This is a genomic window from Streptomyces pristinaespiralis, from assembly GCF_001278075.1.
GTDB classification, from domain to species: domain Bacteria; phylum Actinomycetota; class Actinomycetes; order Streptomycetales; family Streptomycetaceae; genus Streptomyces; species Streptomyces pristinaespiralis.
The window spans coordinates 720,581-744,617 of the sequence record NZ_CP011340.1 but is presented as its reverse complement, the minus strand read 5'-3'; the positions used below and the strand labels follow the sequence as shown (position 1 = coordinate 744,617).

Here is a 24,037-nt window from a genome sequence, read left to right as displayed (position 1 = left end):
GTCGCGCAGGGACCGGTTACCGTCGGGGCGGACGCCGAAGCAGAAGGAGAACCGATGAGGCGGGTACTGGTCACGGGAGCGTCGCGAGGCATCGGACGCGCGGTCGCGGTGGCGTTCGCGGAACGGGGCGACGCCGTGGCGGTCCACTACGCGGCCCGGCGCGACGACGCCGAGGAGACACTGCGGCGGTTGCCCGGCCACGGACACACTCTCCTCGCGGGCGACATCGGCGATCCGGCCGTGGCGCGGCGCATCGTCGACGACGCCGTGGCGGCGCTGGGCGGGGTCGACGTACTGGTCAACAACGCCGCTGTCGCGCCGTCCGCCGAGAACCGGCACTCCGTGGCCGACGTCTCCTACGAGGACTGGCAGCGGTCCTGGCACCACATGATCGACGTCAATCTGCTCGGCGCGGCGAACGTGACGTACGGCGTCGCCCGGCACCTCATCGACCGGGGCGCGACGGGCAGCATCGTCAACGTCGGCTCCCGCGGGGCGTTCCGGGGAGAGCCCGACTTCCCCGCGTACGGCGCGAGCAAGGCCGCGCTGCACGCGTTCGGACAGTCGATGGCCGTCGCGCTGGCACCCCACGGGATCTCGGTGACGTCCGTGGCGCCGGGCTTCGTCGCGACGGAACGGCAGGCCGCCAAGCTGGCAGGTCAGGACGGTGAGACGCTGCGTGGCGAGAGCCCGTTCGGACGGGTCGGCACCGCTGAGGAGGTGGCAGAAGCCGTGCTCCACCTCGCCTCCCCCGGGGCCGTGTGGTCGTCCGGCGCGGTGCTCGACCTCAATGGCGCTTCCTACCTGCGCACTTGAGGGTGAGGGGACGCGGGGCGCCGGTCGCATGCGATGTCCCAGGGCGTGAGGCTCGCCGCAGCCGCAGCCGTGCGGACCGGTGAGCCAGGCCGGTGGTGAGCGCCGTACGCGGCCCGGCACACCTGCGACCCGGCTCGCACGTCACCCGCGTTCCCGCGCCCAAGTCAGCGGTCCGTGGCCAGAAGGCCGCTGATCCGCTCGCGCAGTCCCTTCAGCACGCGGACGGCCCAGCGTTCGGCCGCCTCCGCGGCAAGGTCCCCGGCTCCACCGCCAGCTGTTCCGCGCCGCCGTGCGCAACTCCTCCTCCCGGGCGGCGGCGGTGCCGGCCGTGCAGCGGGCACGGTCGGCGGCGGCAGGTCCTGTTCCAGGGCCCGCCGGGCGTCAGCCGGTGGACGGTGCTGCCGCGCAGGAGCCGGCAGAGCCGGCGCGGGCAACACCGTCTCCCCACGCCCGCGTACCGGGCGCGCCCGGTCGGGAACGGGTCAGAACTCACCCTTCCGCAGGACCACTTCGAGTGTCGGCGCTATGGTTCGGATGCGGCCGAGTGAGCGAGGGGGGCGGCCATGCGGTTTCTGTTTGTCCACGGCACGGGTGTGCGGCGTGCACGGCACGACGTACTTTTCGCGCGGATCCATGACGCTCTCACCGCCAGGTTCTCCGATGCGAACGTGGCGTCCTGCTACTGGGGCGACCGCTTCGGCGCGACCCTGAGCGCCGGGGGCCTCTCGGTGCCCGGCCTTCAGCAGACGCGCGGCGCTGCCGACGATCTCCTCGCCGTCGCTCCGCCGGACCGGGAGGCGGCCGAGTGGGCGCTGCTGCTGACCGACCCGCTCTGCGAGGTGAGGGTGCTGGCCGAGATGGGCTGGGACGCGGGCGACGACTTCGCCATGCCGGGTGTCCGCTCCGCGGGCGCCGAGGTTCTGGAACTCCTGTCCGGACTGCCGCCCTGCCCCGAGGAGACCGACGAGCTCGGCCGACTGCTCCGCGACACCGGCCTGTACGGGGCCTATCCGCAGGCGCTGACGGACATCGCCCACGCACCGGAGGCGACCCGTGCCGCGGGCCGGGCCGAGGACGACGCCTCTGCGAGGGAACTCGCCGTCGCCGCTGCCAGAGCCGTCGTCGCTGCGGCGCTGGCAGTGGCCGGAGCCGACGCCGACTGCACCGGCGACGAACGCGACCGGCTGGTGGATCTGCTCACGGCGCGCCTGGGCGGCGACGCCCGCGGCGTCGCCGGCCGCGCGGGGGCCGTTCTCGGCAATCTCGCCCTGCGCATGACGACCCAGCCCGCCCTCAACCTGTGGCGCGGTCCCCTCACCACCAAGTCCACGCCGTTCCTCGGCGACATCCTCCGCTACCAGGCCAGGGGCGCGGCGCTGCGGGACCTCCTCCACGAGCAGATCACGGCGGAGCCCGGACCCACGGTGCTGATCGGCCACAGCCTCGGTGGTATCGCGCTCGTGGACCTGCTCGCCCTCGCCGCGGCCCGGGGCGAGCCGGTCCCCGGCGTCGAACTGGTCGTGACCGTCGGCTCGCAGGCGCCGTTCCTCTACGAACTCGGCGCCCTGACCGCGCTGGCACCCGGAGAACCGCTGCCGGCCGGCTTCCCCCGGTGGCTCAACATCTACGACCGGCAGGACCTCCTCGCCTTCATGGCGGAGCCGGTGTTCCCCGCGGACCCGAGGGTCACCGACCACGAAGTCAGCAGTCGCCAGCCGTTCCTGCCCTGCCACAGCGCCTACTGGAAACTGGGCGCCGTCTACGACCGGATCGCGCACGCCGTCGCGGAGATCGCGTGACGGCTCGCACGACGCTCCAGGCGGCCGTACGCCCCGAGCGGACCTTCGCCTTCGTGGCAGGGGTCGAGAAGTACGGGATCAGCGGCAAGTGGGATCTGCGCGGCGCGGCCCGCGACGCCCTGCGCTTCACCGGGTGGCTCACCGGCACCGCGCAGGTGCCGCACGAGAACATCCGGCTGCTGCTGTCGCCGCTCGAACCGGACACGCTCGACTGGTCCGCCACGCCCCGGCTGGCCGCCCTGAAGGACACGTACCGCCCAGCGACCGAACAGAACGTCAAAACGGCGCTGGTGGACGACCTCGCGCAGTGCGACGGCGACCTGCTGTGGATCTTCTGGGCCGGACACGGGTACCTGCTGGGGCGGGACATGATCCTGCCCTGCGAGGACGCCAGCGCGGGACTGATCCGGCACCTCAATCTCGACTCGATGCTGCGCTGGTGGCGCACGGACACCGTCCGCAGGCCGCGCTTCGCGCTCCAGGCCGCCCTGGTGGACGCCTGCCGTATCGACGCACCCCGCGACGACCGCTGGAACTTCGGCAGCACCGACTACGCGGGCGGGTCGACCCAGCCGTGGCGGCGCCAGTTCCGGCTCTACGCGGCCCGCGAGGGCGAAGCGGCGAAGAACGACAGGGAACGCGCTGCCGGGCAGTTCACCGAAGCCCTGCTCGCCGAACTGGAGGACCGGCCGCTGCCCGAGGGGACGAGCGAACTCGCGGAGATCGGCCGTGCCGTCCACCGCCAGTTCAAGCAGCTTCACGAGCGGGGCGAGGGCTGGCAGCTGCCCGAGTTCGTGGTGGACCGGGACTGGGACGGCTGTTCCTTCCTCGACGTCCCCGGCGACAGCGACGGCCCCGTGCCGAAGGCGGGCCGGCTCGACCAGAGCGCCTGGGACGGACTCGGGGAGGCGTTCGGCGACCGGCCCCTGCCCCGCTGCACGTACGACGCCTACGCCTGGGCGTTCAAGGCCGCCGGGTGCACGACACCGGTCCGCGCCGGCCTGCCCGCCGACACCCTGATAGAGGTGGCTCAGGATCTCGACGAACGGCAGGGCGGACGCCTGGACGTGCCCCTCGTCGTGCCCTTCGTGCGGTTTCTCGCGCAGCGGTGCGGACCCGCGGACCGGCCGTGGTCGAGGCAGCTGCGGGAATGGGAGGAACTGACGCGGAAGCGTCTGGGGGTGCCGGCGCTGCCGCCGCCCCCACCGCCGCCGCGCAGCACCGTGCTGCACGTCCGCCTCGATCCGGTCGCCGACGGGGACCGCCACCTCGTCCGGATGTGGCTGCGCCGCGACACGACCGAGGTCATCTGGGAGTCGGCAGGCCGGCCGCTCACCCTCGATGAGGTCAGGGACGAACTGGTCCGGCAACTGGGCCGCGTCTCGGCCACGTTGGGCGCGACCGCTGCCGACGGCGAGTATCCCGTGGTGGAACGGGTGGAGTTCCATGTGCCGTTCGACCTGCTCGACATCCCCTTCGACCAGTGGCCGGTCCCGCGCGGCCGGACGGGCAGCCGCCAGCGTCCGCTCGGGGTGCTCCACGAGGTCGTCGTCCGCTGCCCCGACGAACGCCACGACGCCCGAGCGCCCTGGCGGCGCAAGTGGACCTGGCTGCTCGCCCAGGGCGGGCGGCACCCCGCCGCCGTGCGCGTGGTGGACGACACCCAGGTGAACGACGACCTCGCCGTGGACCTGGGCGTGCGCGCCGACCCGGCGTGCGTGGTGGCCCACACCACGGGCACGGGCACGCAGGACGTCGTGGACGCCCTCCTCGAAGGGGGTGTGCCCGTGGCCGTGTGGCGGCGCGACGGACCCGCCCGCGACAGCGCGCAGGAGGTCGCCGCACTGCTGTCCCCGGACCGCGCACTGCTCGCGGACCTCGACGTGCTGGCACTGCCCGGCACCATCCGCGACCTGCGGCGCGGCGCAGCGGCCGGCCGATCCGCCGACGGGGCGGACCAGTTGGTCCTGCTGTGGGACGATCCCGACTGCACGATGGACCACCGGTCCCTGGCCTGAGGAGCGACGGAGACAGTGGTGAAGGACTGGTGGATCTACCAAGGGCCCGGCAGCCGGGAGGAGAGGCTCAACCGCCTCACGGAGGCGCCGCCACCACCCTGGCGGGACTTCTCCGGTACCCCCGACCCCGGTTACACCCCGCCCGGCTGCTCCGGAGCTGCCTGGCAGCGGACGGTCGACCGCGGGGCGGGCTATGTGCCCGACGAGCTGGAGAAGGACGTCGTCAACACCGCTCTCTACCTGCGCAGGCCGCTGCTGATCACCGGCAAGCCGGGCGTCGGGAAGTCGACCCTCGCCCACAGCATCGCCACCGACCTCGGCCTCGGGCCGGTGCTGCACTGGCCCGTCACCAGCCGCAGCGTCCTGCGCGACGCCCTCTACCTCTACGACGCCATCGGCCGCCTCCAGGAGGCGAACCTGGAACAGTTGCGCACGCCCGCGTCCGACGGCGGCCCTCGGTGGTCCCGCGCGGGCCACGTCGCGCCGCCGAGTGCCGCGTCCATCTCCCGCTTCCTGCGGCTCGGACCGCTCGGAACGGCCCTGCTGCCGCAGGACCGGCCCCGGGTGCTGCTGGTGGACGAGATCGACAAGAGCGACATCGACCTGCCCGGCGACCTGCTCACCGTCTTCGAGGACGGCGGCTTCACCATCCCCGAACTCGCCCGCCTGGCGGGCGAGGAGCCCACGGTGGAGATCGCGACCGACGATGCCGAGGGCGAGCGGGTCACGATCGACAGCGGTCGGGTCCAGTGCCGGTACTTCCCCGTCGTCGTCCTGACCAGCAACGGTGAACGGGACTTCCCGCCGGCCTTCCTGCGCCGCTGTGTCCGCCTCCATCTGCAGGCGCCTGACGTGGAGAAGCTGGCCCGCATCATCCGTGGCCGGCTCGGCGTGGACATCGCCGAGCACGACGAGTACCGGGAGCTCGTCCGGACCTTCATCGACCGCAGCGCGGACGGCGACCTGGCCACCGACCAGCTCCTCAACGCGATCCAGCTCAGGCTCAGCAGGGCATGGACCGGCGAGGAGGACCGCGAACGTTTCCTCGCCACCGTGATGCACCACCTCACCGGGCCGTCGGCATGAGTTCCGGCCGCGCTCCCCGGGCCGTCGGCATGAGCTCCGTCCGCGCTCCCCGGGCCGCCCGGTGATCGAGGAACTGCTCGCCGCCTTCGCCGACGGCGGTCCGGACGCAGGACCGGACGAGATCGCGGACATCCTGTGGCTGGCCGCCCGGGTGGACGCCGCGCACCGGCGGCCGGTCGCCGGACCGCACGGCCCGGGGACCCACGGCCACGACGCGGCGGCACGGCGGGAGGGTGCGCGTCACGCCACACCGACGACGTCGACGCAGCCCGCCGACCAGCTGTTCCCGGCCGCCGTGCGCGAGCGTTCCGACGGCGACGGCGGCCTCGGAGCAGGGGGCGGGGCCCGCGGCGTTCCGCTGCGCCTGCCCCGCGCCGAGGTGCTTCACGAGCCCCTGGCCGTGATGCGTTCCCTGCGCCCGGTCGGCAGGCACTCCGACGGCGGACCGGGGGAGGAGCTCGACGAACAACTCACCGTGGAACAGAGCATCGAGCAGCTGATGCTCTCGCCGGTACTGCGTCCCGCCCGGACGCGCGGGTCGGACCTCACGCTCGTCGTGGACGCCCACCACTCCATGCTGCTGTGGGACGACCTCACCGAGGAGCTGCGCCGGGCCTTCACGCGCAGCGGTGTGTTCCGCGACGTCCGCACGTGGTTCCTGACGGGCACGGCGGCCGGTGGGACGCCCATGGTCGCCCACCGGCGCGGAGCGGCACCGCGCCATCCGCGGGAGCTCGCCGACCCGTCCGGGCGCCGGCTGATCCTCGTGTGCACGGACCTGGTGGCAGGCGGCTGGCGGGAGCCCGGTGTGCAGAGCGTGCTCCGCCAGTGGGGCAGGCACAACGCCGTGGCCGTGCTGAACGTACTCCCCGAACGGCTGTGGACCCGGGGCGCCGTCCGGCCCGTCCCCTTCGCGGTCCGGGCCGACCGGCCCGCCGCGGCGGGCCGGACCTGGCAGCACGTGGCCACCGCGCGGCGCCCGCACCGGCGCGTAAGACGGGCGACCGCCGCCGCCCCGGCGGTCGTGCCCGTCGTGTCCGCGTCCCCGGACAGCCTCGCCCGGCTGGCCCACCTGGTCTCCGGGGACGGCCGGTGGTGGAACATGCACTGCCTCCGACTCGACGCCGCCGCCCCGCCGGAGGAGCCGGTGACCGCCCCTGCACCCACGGCCGTCGGACTGGACGCGGTCGAGCGCTTCCGGGCCGCCGCGTCCCCCACGGCCCAGCAGCTCGCGGCACACCTGGCGGCCGTGCCGCTGACGCTGCCCGTCATGACGCTCGTCCGCCGCTCCCTGCTGACGGACTCCGACCACGGCCACCTGGCAGAGGTCGCCCTCGGAGGGCTGCTCGAGCCCTGGAGCGCACAGCCCGCCGGCACGGCGCCGGACGACCTGCACTTCGACTTCCTGCCCGGTGTCCGCGAGGCTCTGCTCGGCTCCCAACTGCGCGGGGACGTCGCCGCGGTGCGTGAGCTGGTCCGGCGGAGCGTGTGGGAGTACATCGCCCGCAGCCGTTCCGGCGGCCGGGAGTTCTCCGCGACGCGGGTGACCGGCGGGGCGGCCGGCAGCCGCCGCGTGGACGAGGGACAGCAGCCGTTCGCGGAGCAACCGGCGCTGCCGGTGGCGGCTCCGCCGACGGACACCGAGGCGGCGTCCGGGTCCCAGGGGACGGAGCGTGGCACGGACTTCGAACCGTCCGCTCGTGTCGTCGTGCTGAGAAGAGGGCACGGCTCGGGCATGAATGCCGGTGCCGGTGTTCTGCTGACGCCCCGTCTTGTGCTGACCTGTGCCCACCTGGTGGACGCGGGCACAGCGATGTGGACCGTGAGCAGGGACGGCAGGGAGATCGCCTGCACAACCGTGTGGACGGGGCAGGGGCCGCTGGACGCCGCCCTGGTGCTCGCGGAGGAGAACATTCTCGACGGCGAGGAGTGGGAGCGTCTCCTTCCGTCACGGCTCAGGTGGGGGCGCATGCCCGACAGCGGTCCGATGCCCGTGCGTGTCAGCGGCTTCGGACGGTCGGGCGAACGGACGGAACTGCTGGGGACGGCGCTGCCCACAGCGCGGACGATCACCGTCGAACTCACGGGGCCCTTCGACGGAGGCGGGCCGGCGGGGATGTCGGGCGCCCTCGTCTCCTGTGACGGCTTCTTCGTGGGAACGGTCGCCCGGCGGCACGTACAGCGTCCCCGGATCGGGGTGGTGCCCGCTGCCGCGCTGCTCGAGGACACGGGCTTCCGCCGGGCGCTGGCGGCGCACATGACGACGCCCTACGAGATCGAGGACATGGGCGGCGAGCCGGCCGTGGGTCCGTCGCCGGAAAGCCCTGCCGTGTGCCTGGCCATCGATGTTGCGGTCATCAGCGGTCGGTGGGGCACCGACGCGCCCTATATGGAACCGGAGTTGGCGCATGACATGAGGGAGTCCCTGACTGCGATCATGCGTCGGGCCGGCATCGACGGTGTCGTGACCGAGGGGGCGGGGGGCGAGAGAGCGGCGGATCTGCTGATGATGCTGGACGGCCCGACGGCCGTGCAGGACGCGGGCCGCGTGCTGGCCGGACTGCAGACCGTTGTGGCCGGGCACCCTGATACGACGGTCGCGGTCGCGGTCTCCATCGGTGAGGTGACGGACACTCGCCTGGGGCTCGTCGGTGGCGCGGTGTCGGAGGCCGCCCGGCTCGTCGGCGACTCGTTCTTGAACGCCCAGCTGCGCCAGGCGGCGCGCTTCGTCGATTCGCCCGTGTACCTCGCCGTGTCCGACGCCATGCGCGACCGGATCGCCGTAACGCTGGGTCCCGCCTGGATAGACCGACTCGTGCCGCTCGGGGCGGGTTCGGAACCGGAGCCCGGGGGCGGCTGGCTCTACGAGGGTCTCGTCGAGGAACTGGGGCGGGCGATCGCCGCCGCCGCGGCGGAGGAGGGCGGCCGGACGGGGCCGGGACTGTCCTGGGTGTGCTGCGGCACCGGGGCGACGGCGGAGGATCCGGTCGGCTGCACCGGAATCAAGCTCCCTGGGTACGAGAAGTGCCTGGCCCACGTGTCCGACTCCGAGCGGGCCGCGTTCCTGGCCACACTGGCGCCGGGCGCGTCGGTCGACTTCTCGGGGACGACGTTCACGCCCGAACTGCTGAACGAGGTCGTGTCGGCGGTCCGGGAGGCCGAAGGGGGCCGGGTCCGCCTGGGCCGTGCGATCTTCAACGAGGCGGTACTGCCCGGGGTGACTCTGCAGCAGGCCCTCTTCGACGAGGCGTCGTTCAAGGGGGCCACGTTCGGTGGCCGGGCCCTCTTCGACGAGACGGTGTTCCGGTCGGACGCGGCTTTCGGACACGCGATGTTCCTCAGCAGTGCCCTGTTCAGCGGCGCACGGTTCGAGGGGGGCGCCTCCTTCGACTACGCGACCTTCGGCGGTGACGTGGACATGGGTGACCTCACGGCGGAAGGGGAGGTCACGTACCGCTACGCCACCTTCGGCGGCCATGCCACATACGAAGCGGCGGCTTTCCGGGGCCCTCTCTCCTTCGACTACGCCACGTTCCAAGGGCGGTCGTTCTTCACCCGGGCCGAGTTCGGCCGCCGAGTCGCCTTCAACTACGCGACGTTCCAGCGGCGCACCGGCTTCGACCGCGTCCACTTCCTCGAGCGGGTCTCGTTCGACTACAGCACGTTCGAAGACGGCCTGGAGTCCCTCGAGGCGTTGTTCGAGGACCGCGCCTCCTTCGCCTACGCGACCTTCGACGGCCCGGTCCTGCTGGCCGGTGGGGAGTTCAGAAGCACGGCGTCCTTCGACTTCTCCACCTTCCTGCGCCCCCTCCTCTGCAGAGGCCTGTTCTTTCACGGGCACGCCGGTTTCCATGGGGTGACGTTCCGCGAGGGTGCGGAGTTCAGCGACGTCACCTTCGTGGAGGGCGCCGAACTCCCTGGAGCCCTCGTCACCGGCGAGCGGACCGATCTCGAGGTTCCGCCCACCGAACCGGAAGAGTGACCGCCTGCGGAGCCCCGCCCCGTCACGTCCGCCGACGACCCTCGGCGTGGCAAGCGGCGAGCAACTCCGCCAGCATGCCTGCTGGGTCGTGCAGCACGCGGGCGCCGTCGGTGACGACACGGTGCGTTCCCGGATCGACGGGATCCGTCGCCGCCCACCCCGGGGACCCGATGCCCATCTCGACCTCCAGGCCGGAGGCCGTGGCGTAGCGGAGTTCCGTGATCGGTCCCCAGGAACGGGTGCGGACCAGGCGCCCCAGGCGGAGGTCGACGGCCCACGCGCCGTCGAGATACCGGGGCTCGTCCGTGGTGAGCAGAACGATGTCGACGTCGGAATCGGGCCCCGCGGTGTCGCGGGCGAACGAACCGACCAGCAGCAGGCCGACGATGTCCGCGCGGTCCGCCGCCCAGCGTGCGATGCGCTGGACGAACGCGTCGACCTCGGCGATGCGCCGCGGCGACGGCCGGCCCGGCTGCTCCGGACCGCTCACGACAGGTCGTCGGCGCGCGTCGAGGGAGGGTGCGCGGGTCGGTCCGCCCGCCGTCCAGCGGATCGCTCCGGGTCCACCATGTCGCCGATCGTGCCATATGGCACCGGTCAACACCCGGGGCCTGCGTGGCCGGGTTCGACGACCGCAGGTTCTACGACCTGTTCGAGAAGAAGCCCGCGTCGATGTGGCTGACGCCGGTCGAGAAGGCGGACCTGCCGAACCGTACGGCGCCGTTCGACGCGTGGTCGGTGAAACGCGACCGCGTCGACTGTTGACAGGAGTCCCCCAGGAGACCGCAGCCGGGGCCGGGGCGCTGCTTCCCGCGCTTCGGGGAAGCCGGAAGGGCGGCACCCGGCTCGGGTCGGCCGGACGAGCCGCCCAGGCGGCCGGCGGCGATCTGCTCCGCGGTGCCGGCCACCACCCGGTGACCGCGACCGCCTCCGGGCCGGGCGATCAGCTCGCGCAGGGTGAGCCCTTCCCGCCGGGGCCGGCTCGGCGACGAGCCTGAAAGCGGCTCTTGTCGCCGCTGCGTCCCGCTCGTTGCCGTTGCTGTCCCGCTTGCCAGGGAGTCTCGGGGGTGCGGCCCGTCCAGCGGCGGACCCGCCAGGTCGGTCCCGAGCGTCACCGGCAGGGGCTGACGGCCACCGGCCCCGGACACGGCGAACCGGCCGGCGCGCGATGCGCGCCGGCCGGTCACGAGGCACCCGTGGGCAGCGGGCCGCCGGTCTACGGGGGAGCGGAGCCGGGTGGCGCGACGGCGCCACGGTCACGCGCCGACCTCGTCGGGCGCGTCAGTCCGCGGCCGCCGGGCACCACACGCGAGGTGTCACACGTCGCCCGGTGCGATCCGGCCGCGCCAGCCGCCGGACTCCCCGCCCTGGCTCTCGATGTACTCCTTGAACCTGTGCATGTCCGCCTTGACGCGCCGGTCGATGGTGCCGGTGACATCGGCGACCTTCTCCGCCGGACCGGACGGTTCGAAGTCCATGACCAGCTCCACCCGGGTGTGCGTGTCATCCACACGCTCGAAGCGGACTGTGCCCTTCTGCTGTGTGTCGCCACTGATGGTCCGCCAGGCGATCCGCTCGTCCGGGAGCTGGTCGACGATCTCCGTGTCGAACTCGCGACGCACGCCGCCGATCTTGGTCGTCCAGTGGTTGTGGCGGTCGTCGATCTGCCGGATCTCCTCGACACCCTCCATGAAGCGGGGGAACTCCTCGAACATGGTCCACTGGTTGTACGCGGTCCGCACCGGAACCTCGACCTCGACGGCTTCCTTCACGGTGCTCATCAGTGCCTCCTTCTGTTCTGCGGCGATCCCTCTTTCGGCACGGCGACGGATCCGGGTGAACCGGACCGTCCGTGCTGAGCTGCGGGTACCCAGTTGCGCCCGCTTCTCACGTGGCTCCTCGCGTCACTGTGGACCGAACCCCCGCGCGGGCGCCCGCATCCGCCGCCCGCGGGGCTCGCCGGACCGGCTCGTGGCCCCGGCTGCGCCGGCGATGTGTCGGCACGACACACGGCACGACACACGCCCCGGCCGGGACCACGAGCCGTCCCTGGGAAGTGCTCCCTCGATGATCAGTACCGGGCCGGCCCGCCGGTCAACGTGTCCTCCTCACCGACGCCCCCGCGGGCGCACCGTTGATCACGAACTGTGAGCCCGGTTCGATCAGCACATCGCCCTCGGCCGAGTTCGTGATGGTCACGTCCGTCAGGGTCGCGCTGCCCCGGGCGCCACCGTGCGCCAGGATGCCGGAGCCGTTGTTGGACCTGTCGATGTGGACGTTTCGGATCTGCACGCCGGGAACGGCGCCCCCGCCCGACTTGACCTGGATGCCGTCGTAGGTGGAGTCGCGGATCTCGGTGTCCCGGATGGTGACACCGGGGATGTCCTGTCCCGCCGCGAAGAGCGTGATGGCGCCGAACTCCTGTGCCTCGCCCCAGAAGGCGCCGCCGGTGCGGTGCAGCGCGTTGCCGGCGATCAGGGTCTGTCCCGAGAAGGGCAGCGGATCGTGGTCGGTCGCCAGCATGATGCCGGGGTAGTTCATCGTGTCGGAGATCAGGTTGTTCTCGATGGTGTTTCCGTAGCCGCCGTAGATCGCGATGCCGTTGGCCCGCCACGGAAGCTGGACGGTGTTGTTGCGGAAGTGGTTGTCGTGGCCGATGTCGGTGGCGGGATCCTTGACGTACCGGCTGGCCCACACGGCGAGGGCGTCGTCACCGGTGTTGCGGAACGAGGAGTTGAACACCGTCGAGTTGCGGGTGCCGTTGGCGAAGTTGATGCCGTCGGCGTACGTGTTCCTGATGCGCATCCCGCTGAACTCGAGTCCGTCGCCCGGGCCCCACAGCTCGGGGATGTTGGAGTAGTCGCGGCCCACCCAGACGCCGACGTTGGCGTGTTCGATCCACACGTTGGAGATCTTGGTGTTCTTGCCGAACCGGCCGTTGAGACCGACACCGCCCTCCGCGTTGCCGTCCCCGCCGCGGATGGTGCCGGAGCCGAAGATCGCGATGTCGGAGATCTTGGTGTTGTCGTCGATGTCGAAGCCGAAGTTGCCCTCGTGGGGGTGGTTGATGCCGCCCGCCTCGTGCGGCGGGGTCAGCGTGTGGAGCTGGGAGTGCCACATGCCCGCGCCGCGGACGGTGACGTCCCTGATGCCGACCTGGTTGTGGGTGCCCCGGTCGAGCGGGTCGTCGGTGAGGATCTTCTGCTCCTGGCGCCACTGCCCCGCCGGGATCCACACGCAGCCGATGTCACCCTTCTGGTCGGCGGTCACAGCGCGCTGGATGGCGTCCGTGTCGTCGATCCCGTCGTTGGGCACCGCTCCGTACGAGGTGATCGAGGTGCACTCGGCCGGCCGGCTCGCCGGTGGGGCCACCTGCTCCAGGTCGATCAGGTCGATGATGTAGAAGGCCGCGGAGTCGCCCGCGTCGCGCTGCAACCGGAACTTCGTACCGGCCGGATAGGTCTGCGACAGCAGTGCGTGGGACTCGTCGAACAGCCGCCTGGCATCGGTCTGCGGGGTGTTCGTCAGCCCTTCGGGGCTGTCGGTGTTGCCGTACAGCCAGCTGTGTCTGGAGGAGAGGGTCAGCTTCCGTACGAAGGTGTTGTCGGCGTAGAGACTGATGGTGGCGTCCGCGCCTCCGCCGCCCGGGGCGTCGGGGACGGAGTTGCGCACGACGATCGAGTTGGACGCGTTGGTGGAGGTGAACTCGACGAACTGGCCCGTGGAGCTCAGCCGCACCGACTTGCGGCCGGAGGACTCGGTGGCGAAGTTGGTGTGTCCGAACGTGCGCTTCCGGTCGGCGGTGAGCAGGGTGCCCTCGTAACGGGCGTCCTCCGCCTCGTACTCGGTGTACGGCACGGCCGCGCCGCGTCCGACGACCACGGAGCGCGCGAAGACGTTGTTGTTCTCGTCGGTCTCGGCGACCAGGCCCGTCGCGTCGGCGGTGGCGGTGAGGGTCGCGCCGCCGCTGGTGGCGGTCCAGCTGCCGCCGATGGGTACCTGGACCGTCCCGCCGGCGGGGACCTGGCCGGTCGTGCCGCTCAGCGTGGTGCTGCCCGCGACGAGCCGGGTGACGGTGCCGGCGTTCACGGCGGTCGTGCCGCGGTTGTGCACCGCCACGGTGAAGCTCACCGGGGCTCCGACGGCGGGGTTCGCCGGGCTGGTGGTGATGCCACGGACCTCCAGATCGGGTCCGGGGCTCTGGCCGACGACCAGCTGGGAGGCGGCCGTGCGGCTGTTGTTGGTGTCGTCGGCCTCGACGATCGTGTCGGTCGGGTCGACCACGGCCGTGACGGTGTACCTGCCCATGGGGCGTCGGCCGACGTCGACCGCGACGGTGGCCGTGGCGCCCGCGGCGAGGGCGCCCACCGGGGCGCTGCCCGCGACGACGCCTTCCAGGCTGACGTCGAGCGTGGTCGCGCCGGCGGGCGCCGTACCGGCGTTGCGTACCGTGGCGTTCACGGTCACGGCGTCCCTCTCCGAGGGGGCGGCCGGTGCCCATGTCAGCTCGGTGAGCGTGAGGTCGGGGTTGGGTGCCGCGGTGCCGATGACCTGGAACTCGGCCACCTGCCCGCCGGGGGCGCCGGTGTTGCCGAAGAACTTCAGCTGCACGTCGGCATAGCGGCCACTGACCGGAATGGTCACCGTGTTCTGGTTCGTGGACGGGTCGAAGCGGTGGTCGGCGCGGTCCCTCAGCGAGGTGAAGCCGCTCGCGGACTGCTCACGCCCGAGCACCTGGATGCTCTGGGTCCGGGCTCCCCATAGGGGATCAGGGTCGAGCTTGACGACGACGGCCCCGATGTCCGCGTTGGCGCCGAGCTTCACCGTCAGCGTGGCCGGATGACCGCCGGCTTCCCAGTAGGTCTTGAGACTGCCGTCGTTGGCGTTGCCCGCGACATACGTCTGGGTCGTCGAGGACGCCTCGATGGGTTTGCCGCGGGCCAGGTCGGCACCGTCCGCGGGCGGGTTGCCGGTGTCCCCGCTCTCCCCGTAGACCTCGATCTCGGAGAGCTGCGCGGCGTTCCAGCCGGTGTTGGCGGTGACGTGCACACGGACGTAGCGGATGTCGTCGGCGGTGACGTCGATGCCCACGGTGTTCGTCTGCGACGGGCTGAACGACCGGGCCGCGGAGGCGGAGAGAGCACTGAAGGCGCTGCCGTCGCCGCTGCCCTGGATGCTGAGCGTCTCGGTGCGGGCCTCCCAGGTGGAGGGCAGCTTCAGCACCACCCGGTCCACGTCCGTCCGGCTGCCGAGGTCGACCTGGACCCACTGCGGGAAGCTGCCCGCCGGACCCTCCCAGTACGAATGCTGGCTGCCGTCCGTGGTGTTGGCGGCGGGGTAGGACCCGTGGGAGCCGCCCGCGGTGGCGGTCCTGCCGAGGGCGAGGTTGGGGCCCGGATCAGCCGCGTGAGCAGTGCCGACGGGCAGCAGCCCGGCGGCGACCAGGCCGGCTGTGAGCATGACGGGTAGAAGTCGCCATCTGAACAGTCTCCGTTTCATGGTGTCCTCGGTTCCGTAGGTGGCGGCGGCCCCGGAGCCGGTGCAGCGCTCGCGGGACAGAATTTGAGTGATTCAGTCGAATGTTTGCGCTGACTGCGCTGACAGGTTTCTAGCGCTCGGTTCGTTTGTCAACGGTCCTTGCATGCCTGCGATCCCCCGCACAGGACCCCCTGGGAGTGGAGTGCCGGGATCCCGCGCGCAGAAGGAGACCTCGCGCGTGGCGGGCAAGTCCTGCAATGGACTGTCAATCAATTACGGAACAAGCGCGAGATATTGCGTTCACCTGATGGTGATGATTGAGTGTGCGACGCCCGCCTCGCATCGCTGGCGGGGTGCCTTCCACGTCCATGCCCGAAGGGGACCATCCATGAGAAGTGCTCGGTTCCGTCGTTCTCGCCGCGCCGGCGCGGTCACCCTCGTCTCCGCGCTCACGCTCACCGCGCTCGCCGCCTGCGGTACGAGCAGCAGCAGCGACGACAGCGGCGGATCCGGCAGCGGCGGCAACTCCGACCCCGCCGCTCCGCTCGACCCGAAGACGAAGCTGACCCTCACGATCGACTGCATGCCGCCGGCAGCCAAGGCCGCCGAGCTCGAACAGTGGAAGGAAGACGTCGCCGAGTTCAACAAGACGTACCCGAACATCACGATCGAGGGCCGCTCCACGCCCGGTCAGTGCCTCGAACCGCCGCGCTTCACCGCCATGCTCAAGGCGAAGTCCCAGCCGGACGTCTTCTACACCTACTTCACCGACCTGCCGCAGGTGCTGGACAACGACGGCGCCGAGGACATCACCGCGTACGTCACCGACAAGACCGTCCCGCTGCTGAAGAACATCGACCCGGGCGTGCTGAACTCCCTCAAGCACGAAGGCAAGCTGTACGGCCTGCCCACCAGCAACTACACGATGGGTCTGCTCGTCAACCGCAAGCTCTTCCGGCAGGCAGGGCTCGACCCGGACAACCCGCCCCGCACCTGGGCCGACGTCCGAACCGCCGCCAAGAAGATCGCGGGACTGGGCAAGGGCATCGCCGGCTTCGGCGAGTACAGCGCGGGGAACACCGGCGGCTGGCACTTCACCGCCCAGATGTACAGCCTCGGCGGCGACGTCGTCGACGCGAGCGGCAAGAAGGCCGCGTTCGACAACGACATCGGCAAGCAGGTCGCGGAGAACCTCCACGCCATGCGCTGGCAGGACAGGAGCATGGGGCAGACCCAGCTGCTGAAGTGGGGCGACCTCCAGAAGCAGATCGCCTCCGACAAGCTCGGGATGTTCCTGGCCGCCCCCGACGACATCACCTACATGGTTCAGCAACTCGGCGCGGCGTACGAGAACTTCGGCATGGGACCGATACCCGGTGAGCGCAGCACACTGGCCGGCGGCAACAACTACATGATCAAGAAGGGGATCTCCGCCGACAAGATCAAGGCCGCCGTCGCCTGGCTCAACTTCAAGAACCTCACGGTCGGCAAGGGCCAGTTCGACTGGGCCCGCAGCAAGGCGGACAAGCTGCCGGTCGGACTCCCGCAGCCCAACTTCTGGCTCAACGGGTCCAAGAGCAAGGACGACGCGGCCCGCGCGCAGCACGCCACGATGCCCGTCGCCAACTTCAAGACGTATCTGGACAACCCGGTCCCGGGCAAGGCCGAACCGCCCAAGGCCCAGGAGATCTACAAGGTCCTCGACAACGTGATGTCCGGCATCCTCACCAACGAGGACGCCGACATCGACAAGCTCCTCGCCACCGCGGCGTCACAGGTCGACCAGGTGCTCGCCACCGGGTGACCGCCACGGGGACCGGGCCCCGCCCGGCCCTCGTGCACCCCGCCGACGCGCCGGCCCCGAGAACCGGCGCGCCGGCACCGCCACGTCGGCACGACGCACCAAGGAGCAACTATGTCGGCCCCCACCATGACCACGGACAAGGTGGCCGAGCCCCGCCGCTCGCGGCATCGCGGGGACGTCCCGCGGCCCCGAGGCGGAAGCTTCGCCAAGGCACTTCGCCGCAATCTCACGGCCCACGGCTTCCTGATCGGCGCCGTGCTCTGCTTCTCGTTCTTCTCCTGGTACCCGATGGTCAGGGAGTTCCTCCTCGCCTTCCAGAAGACGGAGGGCGGGCGGACCACCTGGGCCGGCTGGTCCAACCTCACCACCGTCTTCAACGACCCGGCCTTCTGGCAGGCCTGGCGCAACACCGCCCTGTTCACGGTCCTCGCGCTGGTCCTCGGCTTCGCCGTGCCGTTCCTCGTCGCGGTGGTGCTCAACGAGTTCCGCCACGCCCAGGGCTACCTGCGCATGCTGGTCTACCTGCCGGTGATGCTGCCGCCGGTCGCCTCTGTGCTGCTGTTCAAGTATCTCTACGACCCCGGCTACGGCCTCTTCAACGAGATCCTCGGATTCTTCGGCCTGCCGGCCCAGCAATGGCTCCAGGACCCCGACACCTCCATGCTCTCCGTCGTCATCGCGGCGACCTGGATGAACATGGGCGGCGCCACCCTGATCTACCTCGCGGCACTCCAGGGCATCCCGGGCGAACTCTACGAAGCGGCCGAGCTCGACGGCGCCGGCGTCCTGCGGAAGATCTGGCACGTCACCGTCCCGCAGACCCGGCTCATCCTCTCGCTGATGCTGCTCATGCAGATCATCGCGACCATGCAGGTGTTCGTGGAGCCCTTCCTGCTCACCGGCGGCGCGGGACCCGAGGGCTCGACCACCACCGTCGTGTATCTCATCTACCAGTACGCCTTCAACTTCAACAACTACGGCGCCGCGGCGGCGCTCGGCCTGGTGCTGCTCGTGCTGCTCGCCGGATTCTCGGCGGTGTACGTGAAGCTCAGCCGCGCCGAGGACGAGTAGGACGGGGACCGACAGATGACCACACGCACCCTCATCTCGCCGGCCCAGCTGGCCCGGCCCCGCGGCAAGGTCCTCTACTGGGTCACCTTCGCCCTGGTCGTCGTCCTGTTCACGCTGGTCTTCCTGGGCCCGCTGTACTGGATGGTCTCCGGCGGACTCAAGACCACACAGGAAGTCGTCCAGACCCCGCCGACCCTGGTGCCGGGCTCCCTGCACGCCGAGAACTACTCGCGGGCCTGGGAGGTGATGGACCTGGCCAGGCTGCTGTTCAACACCCTCTACTACGCCTTCGGGGCCCTCGCCTTCCAGCTGGTCCTCGACGTGGCCGCGGCCTACTCGCTGTCCCGGCTCAGGCCGGTCTTCGGCAAGGCGATCCTCGGCATGATGCTCGCCACGCTCATGATCCCGGCGACCGTGCTCGTCGTGCCCCAGTACCTGACCGTGCTCGACGTGCCGGTCTTCGAACGCAACCTGCTCAACTCGCCCTGGGCGATCTGGCTGCCGTCCGTCACCAACGCCTTCAACATCTTCCTGCTCAAGCGCTTCTTCGACTCCATCCCGAAGGAGCTGCTCGACGCGGCCTCCATGGACGGAGCCTCCCCGATGCGCACGCTCCGGTCGATCGTGCTGCCCATCTCCCGGCCCATTCTGGGTGTCGTGTCCATCTTCGCGGTGGTCGGCGTCTGGAAGGACTTCCTCTGGCCGATGCTCACCCTGCCCGACCCGGGCAAGCAGACCCTGAACGTCGGCATCTACTCACTGTCCACCGGTGTGCCCGAGAACATCCTGATAGCGGCGCTCACCATCGCCTCCGTACCGACGCTGCTCATCTTCCTCCTCTTCCAGCGCAACATCATGAGCGGTCTCACCGCGGGCGGCCTCAAGGGCTGACCTGCCCCGCGCCGGCCTCCCGGCCCCGCCCTCCGCGCTCACCCATGAAGCCTCCGCCGCCGGCCCGTCCTTGACGCCTCGCTGTCCGGGCCGGCGGCGGAGAACCCTCTGCCCGAAAGGACCTCCCGTGGCAGCCCCTCATTCGGACCGCACCGACAACTGGTGGCGAAGTGCCGCCATCTATCAGGTGTACCCGCGCAGCTTCGCCGACGGCGACGGCGACGGCACCGGGGACCTCGCCGGCGTACGGGCCAGGCTGCCGTATCTGGCCGAGCTGGGCGTCGACGCGATCTGGTTCACGCCCTGGTACCTCTCGCCACTGGCCGACGGCGGCTACGACGTCGCCGACTACCGCACCATCGACCCCTCCTTCGGCACCCTGGCCGAGGCCGAGAAGCTGATCGCGGAAGCCCGCGAGCTGAACATCCGCACCATCGTCGACATCGTCCCCAACCACGTCTCCGACCAGCACGCCTGGTTCCGCGCCGCACTCGCCGCGGGACCGGGCAGCCCGGAGCGCGAGCTGTTCCACTTCCGCCCCGGGCGCGGCGCGAACGGCGAACTGCCGCCCAACGACTGGCCCTCGCAGTTCGCCGGCAGCACCTGGACCAGGGTCGAGGACGGCGAGTGGTACCTGCACCTCTTCACACCCCAGCAGCCCGACCTGAACTGGGCACACCCTGCCGTCCGCGAGGAACACGAGGACGTACTGCGCTTCTGGTTCGAGCGCGGCGTGGCGGGCGTACGGATCGACTCCGCCGCCCTGCCCGCCAAGGACCCCGACCTGGCCGACTTCGTCGAGGGCCGCGACCCGCACCCCTACATCGACCGCGACGAACTCCACGACATCTACCGCTCCTGGCGGGCCGTCGCCGACGAGTACGGCGCGGTCTTCGTCGGCGAGGTGTGGCTCCCCGACTCCGAGCGCTTCGCCCGCTACCTGCGCCCCGACGAACTGCACACCGCCTTCAACTTCAACTTCCTCAGCAGCCCCTGGGACGCACGGCGACTGCGCCGCACGATCGACGACACACTCGCCGAGCACGCGCCCGTCGGCGCCCCCGCCACCTGGGTGCTGTGCAACCACGACGTCACCCGCACCGTGACCCGCTACGGCCGCGAGGACACCGCCTTCGACTTCGCCACCAAGGCCTTCGGCACACCCACCGACCTCGGACTGGGCACCCGGCGCGCCCGCGCCGCCGCGCTGCTCACCCTCGCGCTGCCCGGCGCCGTCTACCTCTACCAGGGCGAGGAGCTCGGCCTGCCGGAGGCGGAGATCCCGCCGAGCCGCATCCAGGACCCGATGCACCACCGCTCCGGAGGGACCGACCCCGGCCGGGACGGCTGTCGGGTGCCGCTGCCGTGGAGCGCGGACGCGCCGTACAGCGGATTCGGCTCCCGGACCGAACCGTGGCTGCCGCAACCGGAGGACTGGGCCACGTACGCCGCGGACCGCCAGGCGGGCGACCCGGGGTCGATGCTCAGCCTCTACCGGGAAGCCCTGCGGCTGCGCCGCACCGAACCCGGCTTCGGGGACGGACCCTTCAGCTGGCTGCCCGTCGGCGGTCCCTCCGTGCTCGCCTTCGCCCGCCCCGGCGGACTGGTGTGCGTGGTGAACTTCGCCGCGGAGCCCGTCCCGCTCCCGCCGCACGAACGCCTGCTGCTCGCCAGCGGCCCGCTGGACGACGGCGGACGGCTGCCGCAGGACACGGCGGTGTGGCTGCGGACCTGACCGGGGGACGGCGAAGGGCCCGGGACGCGTGGCGTCCCGGGCCCTTCGCGATCGGCGTCAGGCCGCGTTACCGGTGGCGCCCCTCTCGCCGTGCGCGCGGATGATGTCCCGGTAGCGGTGGCCGCTGCCCTTGATCGTGCGGCGCTGCGTGGCGTAGTCGACATGGACGAGGCCGAAGCGCTTGTCGTAGCCGTACGCCCACTCGAAGTTGTCCAGCAGGGACCAGGCGAAGTAGCCGGCCAGCGGTGCGCCCTTGCGTGCGGCGCGCGCACAGGCGGCCAGGTGCTCCTCCAGGTACCGGGCACGCTCCCGGTCGTCGATGCTGCCGTCGGCGCGGACGACGTCCGGGTAGGCGGAGCCGTTCTCCGTGACGTAGAGCCTGCGCGCGCCGTACTCGTCGGTGAGCCGCAGCAGCAGCGCCTCGATGCCGTTCGCGTCGATCTCCCAGTCCATGCCGGTGCGCGGCACGCCGGGCCGTTCGATCTGGCGGGCGAAGGGCGCCGGACCGGTGGGATCGTCGGTGACGACCGCGGGGAAGTAGTAGTTCAGCCCCAGCCAGTCCAGCGGCGCGGCGATGGTCTCCATGTCGCCCGGCCGCTCGGGCAGTTCGACGCCGTACACCTCGAGCATGTCGGCGGGGAAGCCGCGGCCGTGGACGGGGTCGAGCCACCACCGGTTGGTGTGGCCGTCCATCCGCCGTGCCGCGGCGACGTCCTCGTCACGGTCGCTCGCCGGGGCCACCGTCGACAGGTTGTTGACGATCCCCACCTGCGCGTCCGGAGCGGCGGCGCGGATCGCCGCGGCGGCCAGGCCGTGGCCGAGCAGCAGGTGGTAGGAGGCGCGGACGGCGGCGGTCAGGTCGGTCGCTCCCGGGGCCATCCGGCCCTCCAGGTGCCCGATCCACGCGGAGCACAGCGGTTCGTTGAGGGTGGCCCAGTGCTTGACGCGGTCGCCGAGCCGCTCGGCGACGGCGGAGGCGTACGCCGCGAGGTGGTGGGCGGTGTCCCGTTCCGGCCAGCCGCCCCGGTCCTGCAGGGCCTGCGGCAGGTCCCAGTGGTAGACCGTGACGGAGGGGGTGATGCCCGCGTCGAGCAGCCCGTCCACGAGCTGGTCGTAGAAGTCGAGGCCCTTGGCGTTGACCGCGCCGTCACCGCCCGGCACGACGCGGGGCCAGGCGACGGAGAGGCGGTAGGCGTTGGTGCCCAGCTGCTTCATCAGCGCGATGTCCTCGCGCCAGCGGTGGTAGTGGTCGCAGGCGACATCGCCGTGGTCGTCGCCCGCGATCTTGCCGGGGGTGTGCGAGAACGTGTCCCAGATGGACGGCGACCTGCCGTCCTCGGCGACCGCGCCCTCGATCTGGTAGGCGGAGGTGGCGGTCCCCCAGGCGAAGTCCTGCGGAAGGGCGGCGAGGTCGGTGAACTCGGTCACGGACATCCTTTCTGACAAGGGATCAGGTAATGGCGCTGCGGTGCGCCGGTCACTTCACGGCGCCGGCGGTGAGTCCGGTGACCAGGTAGCGCTGGAGGAGCAGGAAGCCCGCCACCACGGGGACGGAGACCACGAGGGAAGCGGCCATGATCTGGTTCCAGTACACGTCGTTCTGCGTCGAGTAGCCCTGGAGGCCGACGGCGAGCGTGCGCGTGGTGTCGTTGGTCATGACGGACGCGAAGAGGACTTCTCCCCACGCCGTCATGAAGGCGTAGACGGCGACGGCGACGATGCCGGGGACCGCCGCCGGCACGACGACCCGGAAGAGAGCCTTCAGCGGCCCGCATCCGTCGACCAGCGCGGCCTCGTCCAGCTCCCTGGGCACCGAGTCGAAGTAGCCGATCAGCATCCAGATGGAGAACGGCAGCGAGAACGTGAGATAGGTGAGGATCAGCCCGCCGCGTGAGCCGAACAGCGCGACACCGGTCGTGTTACCGATGTTGACGAAGATCAGGAACAACGGCAGCAGGAACAGGATGCCGGGGAACATCTGCGTCGACAGCACCGACACGGTGAACAGCCGCTTGCCGCGGAAGCGGTACCGGCTGACGGCGTACGCGGCGAAGATCGCGATGATCACCGAGCAGACGGTGGCCGCACCGGCCACGATCAGGGAGTTGACGAAGTATTTCGCCAGCGGGACGGTCTCCCAGATGTCGAAGTACGGGCGGATCGTCAGCCCGCTCGGCATCCACCGGAACTCGCCCGACACGTCCTCCAGCGGTTTGAGCGAGCTGGAGACCATGACGTACACGGGCAGCAGCACGAAGCCCGTGAGCAGGGTCAGGAAGATCCGCCGCGACCACACGAACGACCGCGGCGCCGCCATCGGGGACCTGTGCGCGGTGGTGCCGGCTTCTTGAGAACTACGCATCGGTGGCCTTCCTCCCGCGGGAGGTGAAGAAGAGGTAGACGCCCGTCACCAGCAGCAGGAAGAGCAACAGCAGTACGGACATGGCCGCACCGGCGCCGAAGTTCCAGGTGGCGAACGACGACTGGTAGATGTGGATGGATATGAGGTCCGCCGCTTCCGGAGCCGACTTGCCGAACAGCACGAACGGCGTGTTGAAGTCGTTGAACGTCCACAGGAAGAGCACCAGGACCAGCACCTGGTTGACGCTGCGCAGCGACGGCAGCGTGATCTTGCGGATCTGCTGCCACACGCCGGCGCCGTCGAGCGCCCCCGCCTCGTACAGCTCCTTGGGGATGTTCTGCAGGCCGGCCATGATGATGAGGAAGGCGAACGGCCAGCCCTTCCACACGGAGACGATCAGCAGTGCCCAGAAGCTGTTGTCGCCGATCAGCCAGAAGGACGGGCTGTCGGTGAGTCCCAGCTGGTCGTGGAGCACGTGGTTGATCAGGCCGTTGTCGCGCTGGAACATGAACGCCCAGGTGATGACGGCGGCGTAGACCGGCAGCGCGTACGGCACCAGGAAGAGGGCCCGCAGGAAGCCGCGGCCCTTGAACGTCTCCTGCATGAAGACCGCCGCCGCGGTGCCGAGCAGCCAGCACAGACCGACGGACAGGACGGTGAACAGGCACGTGGTCGTGAACGACTTGAGCAGCGACTCACCGGCCGGTGTGTCGAAGTCGACCGCGAACCTGAAGTTGTCCAGGCCGCGCCACGGGGCGGCTCCCCAGTCACGCAGGTAGAACTGGGTGAGCTCCTTGAAGCTCATCACGACGCCGATGACGATCGGCAGCAGGTGGATCAGGATCTCGAGCAGCAGAGCCGGGAGCAGCAGCAGGTACGGCAGCGCTGTGCGGCGGGCCCGCCCGGGGCGGCGCGGGCCGCGCACCGCCCCGGGGGAGTTCTTCCGCACGGCCGGTTCCCCGGTGTCCGGGACGGCGGTCGTGTTCATGAGTGTG

At 71.0% G+C, this 24,037-nt stretch carries 16 protein-coding genes; 10 read left to right on the top strand and 6 right to left on the bottom strand.

Annotation, left to right across the window (positions count from 1 at the left end; all coding sequences use genetic code 11):
- Positions 1–54 precede the first annotated feature (54 nt).
- The 5 genes from SPRI_RS02910 to SPRI_RS02890 all read left to right on the top strand — a co-directional run bounded on the left by SPRI_RS02910 (position 55) and on the right by SPRI_RS02890 (position 9,701).
- A complete protein-coding gene (locus tag SPRI_RS02910) occupies positions 55–816 on the top strand; it encodes an SDR family NAD(P)-dependent oxidoreductase (protein WP_005308103.1) in 762 nt (253 codons plus the stop codon).
- Between the two features lie 563 nt (positions 817–1,379).
- Complete coding sequence (locus SPRI_RS38410; RefSeq protein WP_053556676.1) at positions 1,380–2,615, top strand: hypothetical protein; 1,236 nt, start codon at positions 1,380–1,382, stop codon at positions 2,613–2,615.
- Positions 2,612–4,633 (top strand): VMAP-C domain-containing protein, encoded by a 2,022-nt coding sequence (locus SPRI_RS38405; protein WP_053556675.1) that lies wholly within the window; start codon positions 2,612–2,614, stop codon positions 4,631–4,633. Before SPRI_RS38410 ends, SPRI_RS38405 begins: the two co-directional genes overlap by 4 nt.
- Before the next feature lie 18 nt (positions 4,634–4,651).
- The gene (locus SPRI_RS02895; protein WP_005308095.1) at positions 4,652–5,719 is read left to right on the top strand and encodes an AAA family ATPase; all 1,068 of its coding nucleotides are present in this window, start codon (positions 4,652–4,654) and stop codon (positions 5,717–5,719) included.
- Between the two features lie 61 nt (positions 5,720–5,780).
- The gene (locus SPRI_RS02890) at positions 5,781–9,701 is read left to right on the top strand and encodes an SAV_2336 N-terminal domain-related protein (protein ID WP_005308092.1); all 3,921 of its coding nucleotides are present in this window, start codon (positions 5,781–5,783) and stop codon (positions 9,699–9,701) included.
- A gap of 22 nt (positions 9,702–9,723) precedes the next feature.
- On the opposite strand, the gene SPRI_RS02885 is transcribed toward SPRI_RS02890, so the two are convergent.
- On the bottom strand, positions 9,724–10,191 hold the full coding sequence (locus tag SPRI_RS02885; protein ID WP_005308086.1) for a nucleotidyltransferase domain-containing protein: 468 nt from the start codon (positions 10,189–10,191) through the stop codon (positions 9,724–9,726).
- Between the two features lie 125 nt (positions 10,192–10,316).
- Here SPRI_RS02885 and SPRI_RS02880 point away from each other — a divergent pair, with 125 nt between their 5' ends.
- Positions 10,317–10,466: a hypothetical protein gene (locus SPRI_RS02880; RefSeq protein WP_005308085.1), complete on the top strand. Its 150-nt coding sequence runs from the start codon at positions 10,317–10,319 to the stop codon at positions 10,464–10,466.
- A 551-nt stretch (positions 10,467–11,017) separates the two neighbouring features.
- On the opposite strand, the gene SPRI_RS02875 is transcribed toward SPRI_RS02880, so the two are convergent.
- Entirely contained in the window at positions 11,018–11,482 is a 465-nt protein-coding gene (locus SPRI_RS02875) for an SRPBCC family protein (protein ID WP_005308084.1), read from the bottom strand.
- A 313-nt stretch (positions 11,483–11,795) separates the two neighbouring features.
- On the bottom strand, positions 11,796–15,161 hold the full coding sequence (locus tag SPRI_RS02870) for a CARDB domain-containing protein (RefSeq protein ID WP_374987866.1): 3,366 nt from the start codon (positions 15,159–15,161) through the stop codon (positions 11,796–11,798).
- 406 nt (positions 15,162–15,567) lie between these two features.
- On the opposite strand from SPRI_RS02870, the gene SPRI_RS02865 reads away from it, so the two are divergent.
- From SPRI_RS02865 to SPRI_RS02850, 4 genes are all read left to right on the top strand, one after another.
- Positions 15,568–16,983 carry an extracellular solute-binding protein gene (locus SPRI_RS02865; RefSeq protein ID WP_005308082.1) on the top strand — a complete coding sequence of 472 codons (1,416 nt, stop codon included), beginning with the start codon at positions 15,568–15,570 and terminating at the stop codon, positions 16,981–16,983.
- Between the two features lie 111 nt (positions 16,984–17,094).
- Positions 17,095–18,054, top strand: a complete 960-nt coding sequence (locus SPRI_RS02860; protein ID WP_005308081.1) for a carbohydrate ABC transporter permease — start codon at positions 17,095–17,097, stop codon at positions 18,052–18,054.
- 15 nt (positions 18,055–18,069) lie between these two features.
- The gene (locus SPRI_RS02855; protein WP_005308080.1) at positions 18,070–18,945 is read left to right on the top strand and encodes a carbohydrate ABC transporter permease; all 876 of its coding nucleotides are present in this window, start codon (positions 18,070–18,072) and stop codon (positions 18,943–18,945) included.
- 127 nt (positions 18,946–19,072) lie between these two features.
- A complete protein-coding gene (locus SPRI_RS02850) occupies positions 19,073–20,680 on the top strand; it encodes a glycoside hydrolase family 13 protein (protein WP_005308079.1) in 1,608 nt (535 codons plus the stop codon).
- Between the two features lie 57 nt (positions 20,681–20,737).
- Here SPRI_RS02850 and SPRI_RS02845 read toward each other — a convergent pair whose 3' ends face one another.
- Genes SPRI_RS02845 through SPRI_RS02835 form a run of 3 tightly spaced genes read right to left on the bottom strand, consistent with a single transcriptional unit; the run spans position 20,738 to position 24,030 of the window.
- Positions 20,738–22,114: a GH1 family beta-glucosidase gene (locus SPRI_RS02845; RefSeq protein ID WP_037773019.1), complete on the bottom strand. Its 1,377-nt coding sequence runs from the start codon at positions 22,112–22,114 to the stop codon at positions 20,738–20,740.
- Positions 22,115–22,157: 43 nt separating this feature from the next.
- Positions 22,158–22,997, bottom strand: coding sequence for a carbohydrate ABC transporter permease (locus SPRI_RS02840; RefSeq protein ID WP_037773018.1), 840 nt, complete (start codon positions 22,995–22,997; stop codon positions 22,158–22,160).
- A gap of 37 nt (positions 22,998–23,034) precedes the next feature.
- Positions 23,035–24,030: a carbohydrate ABC transporter permease gene (locus SPRI_RS02835; protein ID WP_037773014.1), complete on the bottom strand. Its 996-nt coding sequence runs from the start codon at positions 24,028–24,030 to the stop codon at positions 23,035–23,037.
- Between the last annotated feature and the right edge of the window lie 7 nt (positions 24,031–24,037).

Excerpts from the sequence above, each read along its gene's own strand:
- SPRI_RS02910 (WP_005308103.1), top strand. The coding sequence starts at position 55 with ATGAGGCGGGTACTGGTCACGGGAGCGTCGCGAGGCATCGGACGCGCG.
- SPRI_RS38410 (WP_053556676.1), top strand. The coding sequence starts at position 1,380 with ATGCGGTTTCTGTTTGTCCACGGCACGGGTGTGCGGCGTGCACGGCAC.
- SPRI_RS02875 (WP_005308084.1), bottom strand. The coding sequence starts at position 11,482 with ATGAGCACCGTGAAGGAAGCCGTCGAGGTCGAGGTTCCGGTGCGGACC.
- SPRI_RS02870 (WP_374987866.1), bottom strand. The coding sequence starts at position 15,161 with ATGCTCACAGCCGGCCTGGTCGCCGCCGGGCTGCTGCCCGTCGGCACT.
- SPRI_RS02865 (WP_005308082.1), top strand. The coding sequence starts at position 15,568 with ATGAGAAGTGCTCGGTTCCGTCGTTCTCGCCGCGCCGGCGCGGTCACC.
- SPRI_RS02860 (WP_005308081.1), top strand. The coding sequence starts at position 17,095 with ATGTCGGCCCCCACCATGACCACGGACAAGGTGGCCGAGCCCCGCCGC.
- SPRI_RS02855 (WP_005308080.1), top strand. The coding sequence starts at position 18,070 with ATGACCACACGCACCCTCATCTCGCCGGCCCAGCTGGCCCGGCCCCGC.
- SPRI_RS02845 (WP_037773019.1), bottom strand. The coding sequence starts at position 22,114 with ATGTCCGTGACCGAGTTCACCGACCTCGCCGCCCTTCCGCAGGACTTC.
- SPRI_RS02840 (WP_037773018.1), bottom strand. The coding sequence starts at position 22,997 with ATGGCGGCGCCGCGGTCGTTCGTGTGGTCGCGGCGGATCTTCCTGACC.
- SPRI_RS02835 (WP_037773014.1), bottom strand. The coding sequence starts at position 24,030 with ATGAACACGACCGCCGTCCCGGACACCGGGGAACCGGCCGTGCGGAAG.